At 40.3% G+C, this 12,762-nt stretch carries 13 protein-coding genes; 9 read left to right on the top strand and 4 right to left on the bottom strand.

Translation table 11 applies throughout. The annotated features are described in order from the left end of the window. Positions 1 to 954, bottom strand: coding sequence for an ABC transporter permease (locus tag EL242_RS08680; protein WP_006250191.1), 954 nt, complete (start codon positions 952 to 954; stop codon positions 1 to 3). A 211-nt stretch (positions 955 to 1,165) separates the two neighbouring features. Beyond that, entirely contained in the window at positions 1,166 to 2,749 is a 1,584-nt protein-coding gene (locus EL242_RS08675; protein WP_126302262.1) for an ABC transporter substrate-binding protein, read from the bottom strand. A gap of 222 nt (positions 2,750 to 2,971) precedes the next feature. Between EL242_RS08675 and hemW the strand changes: the two genes are divergently transcribed. The 6 genes from hemW (at position 2,972) to EL242_RS08645 (ending at position 8,581) form a co-directional block, all read left to right on the top strand. Then, the gene (hemW, locus tag EL242_RS08670; RefSeq protein ID WP_126302261.1) at positions 2,972 to 4,129 is read left to right on the top strand and encodes a radical SAM family heme chaperone HemW; all 1,158 of its coding nucleotides are present in this window, start codon (positions 2,972 to 2,974) and stop codon (positions 4,127 to 4,129) included. A 141-nt stretch (positions 4,130 to 4,270) separates the two neighbouring features. After that, complete coding sequence (locus EL242_RS08665) at positions 4,271 to 5,311, top strand: virulence RhuM family protein (RefSeq protein ID WP_126302260.1); 1,041 nt, start codon at positions 4,271 to 4,273, stop codon at positions 5,309 to 5,311. An 86-nt stretch (positions 5,312 to 5,397) separates the two neighbouring features. Continuing rightward, entirely contained in the window at positions 5,398 to 5,865 is a 468-nt protein-coding gene (gene bcp / locus EL242_RS08660; protein ID WP_126302740.1) for a thioredoxin-dependent thiol peroxidase, read from the top strand. Then, positions 5,865 to 6,413, top strand: coding sequence for a D-glycero-beta-D-manno-heptose 1,7-bisphosphate 7-phosphatase (gene gmhB, locus EL242_RS08655; protein ID WP_126302259.1), 549 nt, complete (start codon positions 5,865 to 5,867; stop codon positions 6,411 to 6,413). Before bcp ends, gmhB begins: the two co-directional genes overlap by 1 nt. 4 nt (positions 6,414 to 6,417) lie before the next feature. Then, positions 6,418 to 7,257, top strand: coding sequence for an NADPH-dependent 7-cyano-7-deazaguanine reductase QueF (queF, locus tag EL242_RS08650; protein ID WP_126302258.1), 840 nt, complete (start codon positions 6,418 to 6,420; stop codon positions 7,255 to 7,257). A 190-nt stretch (positions 7,258 to 7,447) separates the two neighbouring features. After that, complete coding sequence (locus EL242_RS08645) at positions 7,448 to 8,581, top strand: anhydro-N-acetylmuramic acid kinase (RefSeq protein ID WP_126302257.1); 1,134 nt, start codon at positions 7,448 to 7,450, stop codon at positions 8,579 to 8,581. Here the strand turns inward: EL242_RS08645 and EL242_RS08640 are convergent. Continuing rightward, entirely contained in the window at positions 8,578 to 9,660 is a 1,083-nt protein-coding gene (locus tag EL242_RS08640; protein WP_126302256.1) for an MFS transporter, read from the bottom strand. The two genes, EL242_RS08645 and EL242_RS08640, sit on opposite strands and share 4 nt — an antisense overlap. 60 nt (positions 9,661 to 9,720) lie before the next feature. Here EL242_RS08640 and EL242_RS08635 point away from each other — a divergent pair, with 60 nt between their 5' ends. Further along, positions 9,721 to 10,182, top strand: coding sequence for a nuclear transport factor 2 family protein (locus EL242_RS08635; protein ID WP_126302255.1), 462 nt, complete (start codon positions 9,721 to 9,723; stop codon positions 10,180 to 10,182). Next, positions 10,183 to 11,088 (top strand): N-acetylmuramic acid 6-phosphate etherase, encoded by a 906-nt coding sequence (gene murQ, locus EL242_RS08630; RefSeq protein ID WP_413463071.1) that lies wholly within the window; start codon positions 10,183 to 10,185, stop codon positions 11,086 to 11,088. It abuts the gene before it with no gap. Between the two features lie 78 nt (positions 11,089 to 11,166). Here murQ and prmB read toward each other — a convergent pair whose 3' ends face one another. Further along, a complete protein-coding gene (gene prmB, locus EL242_RS08625; RefSeq protein ID WP_126302254.1) occupies positions 11,167 to 12,111 on the bottom strand; it encodes a 50S ribosomal protein L3 N(5)-glutamine methyltransferase in 945 nt (314 codons plus the stop codon). A 92-nt stretch (positions 12,112 to 12,203) separates the two neighbouring features. On the opposite strand from prmB, the gene smrB reads away from it, so the two are divergent. Then, the gene (smrB, locus tag EL242_RS08620; RefSeq protein ID WP_126302253.1) at positions 12,204 to 12,749 is read left to right on the top strand and encodes an endonuclease SmrB; all 546 of its coding nucleotides are present in this window, start codon (positions 12,204 to 12,206) and stop codon (positions 12,747 to 12,749) included. Positions 12,750 to 12,762 lie beyond the last annotated feature (13 nt).

Below are 12,762 nucleotides of genomic sequence, written 5' to 3'. Positions count from 1 at the left end.
TTATAAACTCCGAATTTTTGGATTAATGAGCAAGTAAAGAATATCAACAATGATATTCACCAACACGAAGGTAAATGCAATGGTTAATACCACACCTTGCACTAAGTTTAAGTCGTGATTGACGATACCGTTGAAAATTAATTTACCCATTCCCGGTAAGTCGAAGATCTGTTCAATCACAACTGCACCACCTAATAAATAACCAACCCGTAAACCTAGCACGGTTACCGGAGTAATTAAGGCATTACGAAGCACATTGTGGCGAATCACCGTTGAGTAAGGTACACCATTACCGATGGCTGTTCGAACATAATCTTTATCCATTTCTTCTACCATTGTTGTACGCACGACACGGATCAATGAGGCACATACAGGAACAGCTAAAGCGAGTGAAGGGAGAACCATTGAGTTTACATAGCCTTTTGGATCTTCGCTAAATGGAATAAAACCGCCTGAAGGCAACCAATCTAATTTTAAGGAGAAGTATTGAATCAATAAAATACCCAACCAGAAAGAAGGTGTGGCAACAGCGGCAACCGAGATTAAACGGATTAATTGATCAATCCAAGTATCACGGTAAAGTGCTGCCGTTACACCTAATGTGAAAGAGACGATAGCAGCTAAGAAGACCCCAATAAAGGTAAGCTGTAATGTTAAAGGGAATGCTTTAGCAATCATATCAACAATAGGCTGTTCTGGAGGGGTTGTCATACCGAAATCTAATACGAATAAATTCCCTAAAAAGCGAAAATATTGTACAAGCAATGGATCATTTAACCCATGTTGTTCACGATAGATTTCTTTAGCGGCTTCGCTGGCGCTTTCACCGAGAGCAACGGTTGCCGGATCTCCGGGGGTGAATTGTAAAACAATAAATACCAAGGCAGTTACGCCTAAGATCATTACCGGCAGAGCCATTAGGCGACGCCATAATAATCGGAGTATAATTTCCATTTTCTTCTCCTTGAGTGTAGTTACACTCCAAAATTAAATCTAAGTTTACCTACAAGCTAATATAGTGATATGTAGGATTATAAATGAAAATATAGAAATGGTAAGAATTCTGAGTGATATAAGACGAATATTACATCATTTTGATTTTTATTTATGCAAGCGGTAAATTTTTTGTAAAATATTACCGCTTGCATTTAGCTAGCCGTTACGACTATTTAGCACGACCAACACCGATAAATGACATACCTGTTGTTGGTAATGGTTGGAAACCTGTTAATGCCTTATCATTCCACGCAGTTGGCAATTTACGGTGAATAATTGGGTAAAGAGGCACTTGTTCAGCGATAATATTGATTGCTTTCGCCCAGGCTTCTTTAGAAGCAGCAGGATTTTTGGCCGCTTCATCAAGCAGTTTTTGTACTTCTGCATATTCAGCTGTTTCAGACCAGCGGAAACGACGTTTCGGCCATACATCACCACGATACCACCAGCTTAATAATAGGTCTAAGTCATTACCGAAAACTGATGGGTCGCCAGGTGCAATCACAACTTCATATGCGCCTTTATCTACGTGTGTGCCGTATAATGCACCAGATTGTAAATGTTTAAGAGAAACTTTTACGCCTTTTAAGCTGTTCCACGATTCAAGAATTAATGGCGCACATTCTTTCACCCAAGAGTGATCGGTTGCTAACAATTCAAATTTTAACTCTGTCACGCCCGCTTCTGCTAATAATGCTTCGGCTTTCGCTTTATCGAAATCATATTGCGAATTTGCTTTCACATAATCCGGGTGAGTATCTTGCACGTAAGATGTAGCAGCTTTTGCATTGCCTAAGAACACCACATCAATTAATTTTTGGGTATCTAAGCCATAATGTAACGCTTGGCGAACTTTCGGGTTGTTAAACGGTGCTTTTTCACAGTTAAACATTAAGAACAGTAAGCCGAATGATTGTACTGACTCAACTGTACCTTTACGTTTTAAGCGTTCTGCGTCTAAGTAAGGCACAGACTCGATTGCTTGAACACGGCCAGATTCTTGAGCAGTTACACGAGCGGCATCATCAGAAAGTAAGAACCAAGTCATTTTCTCGACTTGTGCCGGGTAGCCACCGTTATAATCTGCAAATGCTTCGAAAACAATACGATCATCTTTAGTTGCGGATACAAATTTATATGGGCCAGTCCCCACTGGATTAGCATCAAATGCAGCTTGACCAGCTTCAACTACTGCTTTCGGTACGATTTTAACGATAGTTAAACGCTCTTTGAATAACGCAAACGGATATTTCAATTTGAATTCAACCACTTTTTCATCGACTTTTTTCACTGTATCAATGAACGGAATAAATTGTGCGAAAAGTGATGCTTTAGCTGGGTCTAATACACGTTCAAATGAGTAAACTACGTCTTCAGTGGTAACCGGATTACCATTGTGGAATTTAGCCCCGTCACGTAAAGTAATTCGATAGGTTACATCATCAATTTTTTCAGGCTCTGCTGCTGCCAATGCTAAATATGGTTTGCGAGTGGCTGGATGTAAGTCCACGAGGCCTTCAAAAATATGGAGGTTTGCCGCCATTGAGGATGCACCGCTTGAGGTAAGCGGGTCAAATCCGGTTGATATGGGATAAGCTATACCGGCCTCAATCGTTGAGCCGGCGGCAGGGGCTGCAAATGCTTTAGGTGTAAATGTTCCTAAAGTGCCACTAAATGCCATACCGGCACCAACACCTGCAATTAGTTTCATAAAACCACGACGGGATTCGTTGTGTTCAAACTGTTTTTTCATCTTAAAGCTCCTTTAAGTTTTTATGATAGGGGCGGTATTGTTTGCTGAAGTGAATTTGTCAAAAAATACACTTTTTTTGAATTGAATTTATCATATCATTAATGTTAAAGCGGTAAAGCAAGAATTATTGAATTTGTGATCTAGCTCACGAAAATCTTTGCTTTTCACTTCACTTGCTTTTCGTTATTATTTGCCAATTTAATCATAAATGAAAAATTGACAGTGAACCTGATTTTACCGCCTTTAAGCCTTTATATCCATATCCCTTGGTGTGTGCAAAAATGTCCTTATTGCGATTTTAACTCGCACGCTCAAAAAGGAATCATTCCCGAGCAAGAATATATCGAACATTTACTTGCAGATTTATCCCAAGATTTGACAGCTTACCGAGTGGCAATAGGTGATCGTAAATTACATTCTATTTTTATTGGCGGCGGCACACCGAGCTTATTTTCAGCGGAGGGGATAGCTTATTTATTAAGCGAAGTAGAAAAACGGATTGCATTCGAGCCAAATATCGAAATTACACTGGAAGCGAACCCGGGAACGGTAGAGGCAGAGCGATTTTTAGGTTACGCACAAGGTGGCGTAACCCGCATTTCAATGGGAATCCAAAGTTTTGAGCCGGAAAAATTATTGAAATTAGGACGGATTCACGATGCAAATGAAGCAAAACAAGCGGTTAAATTTGCCCAAAATTCTGCAAAATCGGGCTTGCAAAGTTTTAACATTGATTTAATGCACGGTTTACCAAACCAATCGGTTAAACAAGCCTTGGCGGATTTAGAAACAGGGATTTCACTCAATCCACCGCATTTATCGTGGTATCAGCTCACGATTGAGCCGAATACGATGTTCTATTATCGTAAGCCAACCTTGCCTGATGATGACGAGTTATGGGATATTTTCGAGCAAGGGCATCAACTTTTAACGAATGCCGGCTATGAGCAGTACGAAACCTCGGCTTATGCCAAAAAAGGCTACCAATGCAGACACAATTTAAATTATTGGCGATTTGGGGATTATTTGGCGATTGGTTGTGGTGCTCACGGCAAAATTTCGTATCCGACAGGGGAAATTTATCGTTTTAGCAAAACCAAACACCCGAAAGGTTATATGCGAGGGGAGTACCGCTACAGCCAAGATCTGATTGAGTTAGACGACCGCCCGTTTGAGTTTTTTATGAACCGCTTTAGATTGCTTGAAGCCACGCCAAAACAAGAATTTGAATGGTTTACCGGTTTAGACAGGGAAATTGTTCGCCCGACAATCGATTGGGCGTTAAACCAAAACTATATTTCCGAAAGCTCAACCCATTGGCAAATTACCCAACACGGTAAATTGTTTTTAAATGAATTACTGGAAGGCTTTCTAGACTGATTTGCAAAAAAACGACCAAAACAGACCGCTTGTAATGCTAAATTACAGGCGTTTTTTGTGATGTGCGTCGAAAAATTCGTATTTTTTACTAGACAAAAAAACAGTATTCAGTAGCATAGCTCTCACAAATAAGGAGAGCTTATGACCGATAAACAAATCCGTAATAGTACCGCCGAATTTTTGATTTTTACCCAACAAAATGGAGCAGAAAATATTACTGTTCGTTATGAAGATAACGAAATTTGGCTCACGCAAAAATTAATTGCTCAGCTTTTTGATGTTTCTATTCCAACTATCAATGAGCATTTAAAGCATATTTTTGAAAGTGGAGAGCTAGAAGAAATGTCAGTTATTCGGAATTTCCTAATAACTGCCGCAGATGGTAAAAATTATCGTACCAAACACTACAACCTTGATGCCGTCATTTCGATAGGCTATAGGGTAAACTCGGTGCGGGCGACACAATTTCGCCAATGGGCAACTAAAGTATTACGGGATTTCGCCCAAAAAGGCTATGTGATTGACCGCCAAAGAATGGAAAACGGTACATTTTTAAATGAAGATTATTTTGAGCAGTTGCTGGCAGAAATTCGTGAAATTCGGTTATCTGAACGGCGTTTCTATCAGAAAATTACTGATATTTATGCAACCTCAGTGGATTACAATAAAGATGCTCCAACCACCAAGCAATTTTTTGCTAGCGTGCAAAATAAATTGCATTTTGCGATTCATCAACATACCGCAGCAGAGCTGATTTATGAAAGAGCAGATAGCGAAAAGCCAAATATGGGGCTAATCAGCTGGGCGAAATCACCCGATGGCAAAATTTTAAAAAGTGATGTTGTGGTGGCAAAAAATTATTTAACACCGGAAGAACTCAACGAGCTAGGACTGATTGTCAATGCCTTTTTAGATTTAGCGGAAAGGCGAGCAAGACGCAAGATTCCAATGACGATGGAAGATTGGGCAAAAAGGTTGGATATTTTCTTGAATGCCGATGATTTACCTTTACTTGAAGGCAAAGGCAAAATGCGTTTTGATGAAGCAAAATTGCACGCAGAAAGTGAATTTGAGAAATACCGCATTGTTCAAGACAGACTATTTGAAAGCGATTTTGATAAGGTTTTGAAAGAAGTATTGCGTTCGGAAAATCAATACCGCCCATCATTTTCAACAACATAAAACAACCGTATTTTGCAAATTTTTTGCCAAGTTTGACCGCTTGCCGTGTATAATGCAAGCGGTTATTTTTTATGGAAAAATTACAAATGAATACTTTAAAAGCAGGCGATAAAGCCCCTCAATTTACCCTTCAGAATCAGGCTGATGAGTCGGTTTCACTCTCTCAATTTGCCGGTAAAAAAGTGTTGGTTTATTTTTACCCGAAAGCCCTTACACCGGGTTGCACTACGCAAGCTTGTGGATTGCGTGATAGCAAGTCAGAACTTGACGAACTAAATGTCGTTGTTTTGGGAATTAGCACTGATTTACCGAAAAAATTAGCTCAATTTGTAGAGAAAAAAGCCCTTAATTTCACATTATTATCTGACCCGGATCACCAAGTTGCGGAAGCCTTTGGTGTATGGGGCGAAAAGAAGTTTATGGGAAAAACCTATGACGGCATTCACCGCATCAGCTTTTTAATTGATGAACAGGGCTTGGTTGAGCAAGTGTTTGATAAATTTAAAACCGGCGAACATCACCAAATGATCGTTGATTATCTACGGGGTTGCTAATGGGAAAAAAAGCCATTTTTTTAGACCGAGACGGCACAATTAATATCGATCACGGCTATGTGCATCAAATTGATGATTTTCAATTTATTGACGGTGTCGGCAAGGCGTTAAAACAGTTGCAAGACAAAGGTTATTTATTGGTGTTGGTGACCAATCAATCCGGCATTGCCCGGGGCTATTTTAGCGAAACACAATTTATGCAACTGACCGAATGGATGGATTGGTCGCTCGATGAAGATTATGGCGTGGTGTTAGATGGCATTTACTACTGCCCACATCACCCTGAAGGTAAAGGCGAATACCGTGAAGATTGCGATTGCCGCAAGCCTAAAGCAGGTATGTTTACCCAAGCGATTCAAGATTTAAACATCGACCCAAACCAATCTTATATGGTGGGTGATAAATTAGAAGATCTCCTTGCCGCAGAAGCCGCTGGCGTGAAAACCAAAGTGCTGGTTCGCACAGGCAAAGCTGTGACGGAAGAAGGCCAAGCTAAAGCCGATTTGGTGTTAGATAGTTTAGTTGATTTAGTAAAATACATTAAATAAAGCAATGAATTATAACGATAAATCTCTTTCAGCCCTGAAATTAGGGCAAAAAACCGAGTACAAAAGCGAATATGATGCCTCTCTTTTGCAACCTGTTCCTCGCAAATTAAACCGTGATGGTTTAGGCATTACACAACATCAGCCTTTTAACCGAGGTGCTGATGTGTGGACTTGCTATGAGCTATCTTGGTTGAACCTAAATGGGCTACCGCAAGTAGCGATTGCAGATGTCGCCATTGATTTTAAGAGCGAAAACTTAATTGAATCGAAAAGTTTTAAGCTCTATTTGAACAGTTTTAACCAAACTAGGTTTCGCTCAATAGAAGACGTTGAGAAAACGATCCAAGCTGATCTGGCTTGCTGTGCAAGCGGTCAGGTTTCGGTAAAAATTTACCAATTATCACACTACACGCAACAGCCGATAGTTGATTTTGCAGGCGATTGCATTGATGAGCAAGATATTCAGATCGACAGCTATGCGTTTTCGACTCATTATTTAGAGAACATTGCAGAAGATGATTTGGTGGAAGAAACCTTAGTCAGCCATTTGCTCAAATCTAACTGTTTAATTACCTCACAGCCTGACTGGGGAAGTGTGCAAATTCGCTACAAAGGCAAAAAGCTAAACCGTGAAAAACTGTTACGTTACTTAGTGTCTTTCCGTGAGCATAATGAGTTCCACGAACAATGTGTGGAACGCATTTTCTGCGATTTAATGCAATTCGCTCAGCCGGAAAAATTAACGGTTTACGCACGCTACACCAGACGAGGCGGATTGGATATTAATCCATTTAGATCGAATTTTGAGGAAGTGCCTGCTAATTTGAGAATGGCACGTCAATGATTTTGCTGTTTTTGTTCCCGTCTGAACCGCCTGAGCGTGTTTGAATTGGTAGGTAAATTTACTCTGAGCGGAGCGAATGTAAATTTGCCGTTAAGCCAATTCAAACTAAGCGAGGATAGCGGTGAAGCTCGGGCTGCCTTTCTTTTGGTTACTTTTCTTTGGCAAAGTAAAGAAAAGTAACAAATAGCAGATGTTGATTTTTATGATGAATGAATATAGCCCAAATTACTATATAGGCGTAATGTCCGGCACGAGCCTTGATGGGGTGGATATTGCCTTGCTGGATTTTGCAAAAAATCCACCGAAAATGACCGCTTGTGATTTTTTTCCAATGCCGGAGGAATTACGGGCGGATATTTCTGTGCTGCTTAAAACCGGCGAAACTAATCTCCAAAAACTGGGGGAAATTGATCACCGATTAGGCTTGCTTTATGCAGAAACGATTAATGCGTTTTTAGCGAAAAATCAGCTAAAAGTAGAGGATATTCAAGCCATAGGTTGTCACGGGCAGACGGTGTGGCATTCACCGGATTCTGCTTATCCGTTCACTACCCAAATTGGCGATATGAATTTGGTGACGGAGCAAACCGGTATTACCACTATCGCTGATTTTCGGCGTAAAGATATGGCAGTAGGTGGGCAAGGGGCTCCGCTTGTGCCGGCGTTTCATCAAGCTGTTTTTAGCGATCCAAATCGTCTAACAGTGGTGCTGAATATTGGCGGAATCAGCAATATTTCGGTGTTAAATCCCAATTCCCCTACAGTTGGTTATGATGTAGGAGCCGGAAATACTTTGATGGATAGTTGGATCGAACAACATCAAGGCAAAAGATACGATAAAAACGGTGAATGGGCGAGAACGGGCAAATTCAATACTGAACTGTTAGCTGCGTTATTAGACGAGCCGTTTTTTGCTAAAGCCCCACCGAAAAGCACCGGGCGGGAGCTGTTTAATTTAACGTGGCTTGCAAAAAAATTGGAAAATTTGACCGCTTGTCAGCCACAAGACGTGCAACGCACGCTGGCAGAATTTACTGCTCAAAGTATTGCCAATGAGTTATTACGCTTTGAAAGCTCTCTGCCTCGCTTGCTTTTAGTTTGTGGTGGTGGGGCAAGAAATCCGTTATTAATGGAACGGATTTCTGCTTTACTTCCCGAGTGGGAGGTTACAACCACTACAGAATTTGGTTTAGATATTGATTATGTAGAGGCTGCCGCTTTTGCTTGGTTAGCTTACCAGCGAATCCATAATTTACCCAGTAATATGCCTAGCGTGACAGGAGCAAAAAAAGCCGTGAGTTTGGGCGTGATTTACCCTGCTTAGATTAAGAAAATGTAAGGTAATACATTCATTACTCCGAGAGTGGTAATAGCTAAAATTAATTTAGAGCTTCCAAACATTAAGCCTTGGTTTTTACCATTGTCTAATTTCACTAGCATATTAGATAGTGCCGTATTCGCATACACGGTAATAGTGGCAAAAATCACTAAATAGAGAAATGCAGTGATGGTTGAAAGCCATTGGAGTGCATAAAACCAAGGCATTATTTGAAGTATAATCAGTATTGGTGCAATACAAATAAGTTTATGTACTGTCAGATTTAATTTTCGTGAAAAATCAGATTGCAATAACACTGCAATTAAATTATTCACAAAGAATGAGACAGAGACTAATTCTGGTTTATCCAGAAGATTGGTGAATATATAGGGGAATATAATATAAAATGCACTTCCTAGACCAAGCGGAATAAAAAGTAATAAATGTACAAAAATAAATTGTTCATTTAATATTCCTTTTAATGCACCAAATTTAAAGCGTTCGCATTGCCCATTTGAACATTCATTCGTTTTGGGTGCAGTTTTAAACATAACGAATAGCATAATAATTTCAATGCTACAGCTAATCCAAATAAGCCATTCCGCTTTACGGTAGAAAATAAATGGAATAGTAAGTAATGGTGCTACCATCGCTGACAGGCTTGATACCTTCAGAAATTTACCCTGAGCCTTAGTTTTGAGCTGGTAACTATCTCCAGTATCTTGAATATTGGTTAATAAGAATGCTCTCGCATTGGTACTAAATAAGGTGCTACCGAGTCCGAAGAAAAAGGTAGCAAGTAATAGCAGAGGGTAATTTTTTGTTGTCAGTAATAAAATGTAAGCTAGGGCATCGAGCAAACAGCCAAGCATCATAATAGGGTAACGTCCAAAACTATCACCCCAAGAACCAGCAAAAAGGGAAAATGCTTGGCTGGTAAAGACCAACAAAGAAAATGCAGTTGCAATTTGGCTGGTTTCAAAGCCTTTGTAGAATTGTAAGTAGATAAAAAATACGCTTTGCATTGCAGCATAAGCAAGACCGGAAAAGAATTTCCGCCATAAAATGATATTTTGGATATTCATAGACAATATTTAATGAGAAAAAATGATTTCTAATATAACTAAATTTAATAAGGAAGCACAATGAGAAAAATCAAATTATTGCATGTTATTTTATCTTTAATATTAGGGCTTTCTGCGGCAGCGATTGGGAGTTATCCGGCAATAAAAGAGATTGGCGAGGAGCGGGCAAAAAAACATCAAGATATATTAGATTTAAATAGAGAACTTTATAGTGCAATGGTGAACCGTGATTTTTCGGCTTTACAAGCATTATTAAGCGATGATTTTGAGCTTTACTCATCAACAGGTGAAGTGATTGATAAGCAAGAATGGATCAAATTAATCCAAAAGAGAGTATTGGAATTTGATAAGGTTGATTTGTTATCTACCGATTTTCAGGGAAATCAATCATCTGGATTATTAAGAGTAAATGGTGAGTTTTTTGGGATAGAGCGGGATAATGTGGTGGTAGAAATGAATATTCGAACCATTGTGAGAAATACAGAACGTCAAATTAAATGTATTGTGATTAAAGAGGTTTAAGTGTCGCAACTATTGAATGCCTTAGGGCAGATGATTACCGAGCAACGTAATCCGAATTCGATGAATATTGACCGCCTTTCAGCGTTAGAGATAGTCCAAGTCATCAACCAAGAAGACAAACAAGTAGCGATTGCAGTAGAGCAGTGCCTGCCTCAAATTGCACAAGCGGTGGAAAAAATTGTGCAAGCCTTTGAGCAAGGTGGACGATTGGTTTATGTCGGTGCCGGCACGAGCGGAAGATTAGGGGTGCTTGATGCTTCGGAATGTCCGCCCACTTATGGCGTAAAACCTGAAATGGTGGTTGGATTAATTGCCGGTGGTGAGCGAGCATTACGTTTCCCGATTGAAGGGGCGGAAGATAATCGTGAGCAAGGCAAAGTAGATTTACAAGCGGTCAATTTTAGTGAAAAAGATGTATTAGTCGGGATTGCAGCCAGTGGGCGAACGCCTTATGTACTAGGGGCGATAGAATATGCTAAGCAACGTGGTGCGACTACGGTGTCGATTGCCAGTAACCCAAATTCGGCAATGGCACAAATGGCAGATATTGCGATTGAAACCGCTGTCGGGCCGGAAGTGCTAACCGGCTCCAGCCGTATGAAATCAGGCACGGCTCAAAAATTGGTGTTGAATATGCTCACCACCGCTTCGATGATTTTAATCGGAAAATGCTACCAAAACTTAATGGTGGATGTGCAAGCAACCAATGAAAAACTCAAAGCCAGAGCAATTCGGATTGTAATGCAAGCGACAGAATGTGAACGAGAAGTGGCTGAAGATACACTAAAATTAGCCGAAAATAACGCTAAATTGGCAATTATGATGATTTTAGGCAATTTAGATAAGCAGAAAGCTGAAGATTTATTAAGCCAAAATCAAGGGCGATTACAAAAAGCGTTAAAATAGAAGTATGTCTGCTCTCTCCCTTGAGGGAGAGAGACAGATCAACCATTCAGAATGATTGACCAGAGAGAGGATAGCGATTTAAGCAAATAAATGGCGATGTTTCACTAACTCTTCTTTGCTTAAACTGAACACCCCTAAGCCACCGTGTTCAAATTCCAGCCAGTTAAACGGCACACTGGGGAATTGTTCGATTAAATGCACCATACTGTTGCCGACTTCGCAGACTAGCACGCCATCATCATTTAAATAATCAGCGGCTTGAGCAAGAATCCGTTTGGTTAAATCTAAACCGTCTTTTCCTGAGCCAAGAGCTAATGCCGGCTCGTGATGGAACTCTTCTGGCATATCGCCTAAGTCTTCTTCATCAACATAAGGCGGATTAGTCACAATTAAGTCGTATTTATCTTGTGGTAGATCGTTAAACAGATCGGAACTAATCGGGAACACTCGGTGAGACACCTGATGACGCTCAATATTAATTTGAGCAACGTCTAAGGCATCAAGGGAAAGATCGACAGCATCGACTTCTGCATCAGGAAAACGCTCGGCACAGGCAATTGCAATACAACCGCTACCGGTACACATATCTAAAATTCGATGTGGCTCGTTTTTGATAATGCCTTTAAACCCTTTTTTGATCAGCTCACCAATCGGTGAACGTGGAACTATTACACGCTCATCGACATAATATTCACCGCCACAAAACCAAGCTGAGTTAGTAAGGTATGCAACCGGTTTGCGAGAGCCTAAACGCTCACAGATTAAATTAATCACTCGTTCTTTCTCAACTCGGGTTAAGCGAGAGGAATAAAGTGTTTCCGGTACATCAAAGGGTAAATAAAGCCCTGCCAACACCAATTGTTGTGCCTCGTCCCACGCATTATCGTAACCGTGCCCGTAATAAAGGTCAGAAGCGTTAAAATAGCTATATCCCCAACGCATCATATCTTGAATAGTGACTAAATCATTCACAATGGGCAGGGCGGAAATTTCATCAAGAAGTTCGGTATTATATTTAAACATTGGCGTGCCTTTTTTCGTATTGTTAAAATGGCTGTGTTATACCACATTTTGCTTTGTGTTAGAATGTAAAAATGAATAAGAAGGAAAAGATAATGAATGATACGTTATTAGACGATGAATTTGCGTTATTCAGAGAGGCAGCAAAAGGCACGAAAAAGCTGACACAAAATACCTTTGTGCCGAAAGCGGAACCTCGCAAGAAATTGCAAGAATTGCGAGAGTTAAAAGAAAAAGCTGATACAGAATTTTATTTCTCTGATGAATATGAGCCTTTGCTGAAAGAAGAAAATGAAAAAGTGAAATATCTGCGAGAAGATGTTGATCCTTATATTCTCAAACAATTACGGCGAGGCGATTTCCAACCCGAGCTGTTTTTAGACTTGCATGGTTTAAGCCGAGAAAAAGCGAAGAAAGAGTTGGCTGCGTTGATTTTAGCCTGTGAGCGGGAAAAGGTATATTGTGCCAGCGTGATGACCGGCTTTGGTACTCGTACGCTCAAAGATCAAATTCCACGCTGGTTGGTTCAGCACCCCAAAATAATGGCGTTGCACCAAGCTCCGAAAGAGTGGGGCGGAGATGCGTCTATTCTAATTTTGGTTGAGCAGCCGGAAAATCCTGAAAAAATGTTTGGGCGTTAAAATTCGGCTGAAT

Origin of the sequence: Mannheimia haemolytica (assembly GCA_900638155.1) — a bacterium.
GTDB lineage: Bacteria > Pseudomonadota > Gammaproteobacteria > Enterobacterales > Pasteurellaceae > Mannheimia > Mannheimia glucosida.
This window is presented reverse-complemented; position numbering and strand designations above follow the sequence as displayed.